The 2,787-nt window shown below is 51.1% G+C and carries 2 protein-coding genes; both read left to right on the top strand.

The window, feature by feature from the left end; translation table 11 throughout:
* Positions 1 to 57 precede the first annotated feature (57 nt).
* Entirely contained in the window at positions 58 to 423 is a 366-nt protein-coding gene (gene rplL / locus FQK12_RS00235) for a 50S ribosomal protein L7/L12 (protein ID WP_004097645.1), read from the top strand.
* 325 nt (positions 424 to 748) lie between these two features.
* On the top strand, positions 749 to 2,787 hold a 2,039-nt coding region (gene rpoB / locus FQK12_RS00230), incomplete at its 3' end, for a DNA-directed RNA polymerase subunit beta (RefSeq protein ID WP_146295623.1).

Below are 2,787 nucleotides of genomic sequence, written 5' to 3'. Positions count from 1 at the left end.
TCTTTGTAAAGCATTCGCTTACGTATAAACTTATTCTGATATTCAGGAACAATTTAAATGTCTATCACTAAAGATCAAATCATTGAAGCAGTATCCGCTATGTCCGTAATGGACGTTGTTGAGCTGATCTCTGCAATGGAAGAAAAATTCGGTGTTTCCGCTGCTGCTGCTGTAGCTGTAGCTGCTGGCCCGGTTGAAGCTGCTGAAGAAAAAACTGAATTCGACGTAATTCTGAAAGGTATCGGCGCTAACAAAGTTGCCGTTATCAAAGCAGTACGTGGCGCAACTGGCCTGGGTCTGAAAGAAGCTAAAGACCTGGTAGAATCTGCTCCGGCCGCTCTGAAAGAAGGCGTGAGCAAAGATGACGCTGAAGCACTGAAAAAATCTCTGGAAGAAGCTGGCGCTGAAGTTGAAGTTAAATAAGCCAACCTTTCCGGTTGCAGCCTGAGAAATCAGGCTGATGGCTGGTGACTTTTTAGTCACCAGCCTTTTTGCGCTGTAAGGCGCCAGTAGAATTTCACACTGTTTGACTACTGGTTGTCCTGACAATGCTTGTTTCTATAGACGACTTAATATACTGCGACAGGTTAGGGCTCCTGAGCTGTGTAAATCGCAATGAAATGGTTTAAGCGTGATAGAAACAGGTATTGCGGAAAGTGTTCCATTTTCCGGTCAACAAAATAGTGTTGCATAAAAAACTGCCTTATGTGGGCAGATGGGTCGACTTGTCAGCGAGCTGAGGAACCCTATGGTTTACTCCTATACCGAGAAAAAACGTATTCGTAAGGATTTTGGTAAACGTCCGCAGGTTCTGGACATACCTTATCTCCTTTCTATCCAGCTTGACTCGTTTCAGAAGTTCATCGAGCAAGATCCTGAAGGGCAGTATGGTCTGGAAGCAGCTTTCCGTTCCGTATTCCCGATCAAAAGCTACAGCGGTAACTCTGAGCTGCAGTACGTCAGCTACCGTCTGGGCGAACCGGTTTTTGACGTTAAAGAATGTCAGATCCGTGGCGTGACCTACTCGGCACCGCTGCGCGTCAAACTGCGTCTGGTGATCTACGAGCGCGAAGCGCCGGAAGGCACCGTTAAAGACATTAAAGAACAAGAAGTCTACATGGGCGAAATTCCGCTCATGACCGACAACGGTACCTTCGTTATCAACGGTACCGAGCGCGTTATCGTTTCTCAGCTGCACCGTAGCCCGGGCGTCTTCTTTGACAGTGACAAAGGTAAGACCCACTCTTCCGGTAAGGTCCTGTATAACGCACGTATCATTCCTTACCGTGGCTCCTGGCTGGACTTCGAGTTCGACCCGAAAGACAACCTGTTTGTCCGTATCGACCGTCGTCGTAAGCTGCCGGCTACCATCATCCTGCGCGCGCTGAATTACACCACTGAGCAGATCCTTGACCTGTTCTTCGAGAAAGTGGTCTTTGAAATTCGCGATAACAAGCTGCAGATGGAACTGGTACCGGAGCGTCTGCGCGGCGAAACGGCCTCCTTCGACATCGAAGCGAACGGCAAAGTGTACGTTGAGAAAGGGCGTCGCATCACCGCACGTCACATTCGCCAGCTGGAAAAAGACGATATCAAACATATCGAAGTTCCGGTTGAGTACATCGCTGGCAAAGTTGCCTCTAAAGACTATGTTGACGAATCTACTGGCGAGCTGATCTGCCCGGCGAACATGGAGCTGAGCCTGGATCTGCTGGCCAAGCTGAGCCAGTCTGGCCATAAGCGTATCGAAACGCTGTTCACCAACGATCTGGATCACGGTCCGTACATCTCTGAGACTGTACGCGTCGACCCGACCAACGACCGTCTGAGCGCGCTGGTAGAAATCTACCGCATGATGCGCCCGGGTGAGCCGCCGACTCGTGAAGCGGCTGAAAGCCTGTTCGAGAACCTGTTCTTCTCCGAAGACCGCTACGATCTGTCCGCGGTAGGTCGTATGAAGTTCAACCGTTCTCTGCTGCGCGACGAAATCGAAGGTTCCGGTATCCTGAGCAAAGAAGACATCATCGAAGTGATGAAGAAGCTCATCGATATCCGTAACGGTAAAGGCGAAGTCGATGATATCGACCACCTCGGCAACCGTCGTATCCGTTCCGTTGGCGAAATGGCGGAAAACCAGTTCCGCGTTGGCCTGGTCCGCGTAGAGCGTGCGGTGAAAGAGCGTCTGTCTCTGGGCGATCTGGATACCCTGATGCCTCAGGATATGATCAACGCCAAGCCGATTTCTGCGGCAGTGAAAGAGTTCTTTGGCTCCAGCCAGCTGTCTCAGTTTATGGACCAGAACAACCCGCTGTCTGAGATTACGCACAAACGTCGTATCTCTGCACTCGGCCCGGGCGGTCTGACCCGTGAACGCGCAGGCTTTGAAGTTCGAGACGTACACCCGACCCACTACGGTCGCGTATGTCCAATCGAAACGCCTGAAGGTCCGAACATCGGTCTGATCAATTCCCTGTCCGTGTACGCACAGACGAACGAATACGGTTTCCTCGAGACCCCGTACCGTAAAGTGACTGACGGTGTTGTAACCGACGAAATTCATTACCTGTCTGCTATCGAAGAAGGCAACTACGTTATTGCTCAGGCGAACTCCAACCTGGATGACGAAGGCCACTTTGTAGAAGATCTGGTTACCTGCCGTAGTAAAGGCGAATCCAGCTTGTTCAGCCGCGACCAGGTTGACTACATGGACGTATCCACCCAGCAGGTGGTATCCGTCGGTGCGTCCCTGATCCCGTTCCTGGAACACGATGACGCCAACCGTGCATT

The sequence above is a fragment of the Klebsiella sp. ME-303 genome (genome assembly GCF_007910085.1).
Taxonomy (GTDB): Bacteria; Pseudomonadota; Gammaproteobacteria; order Enterobacterales; family Enterobacteriaceae; genus Klebsiella; species Klebsiella michiganensis.
Note: the sequence above shows the minus strand (reverse complement) of the source record. Positions and strands in the feature narration are given on the sequence as shown.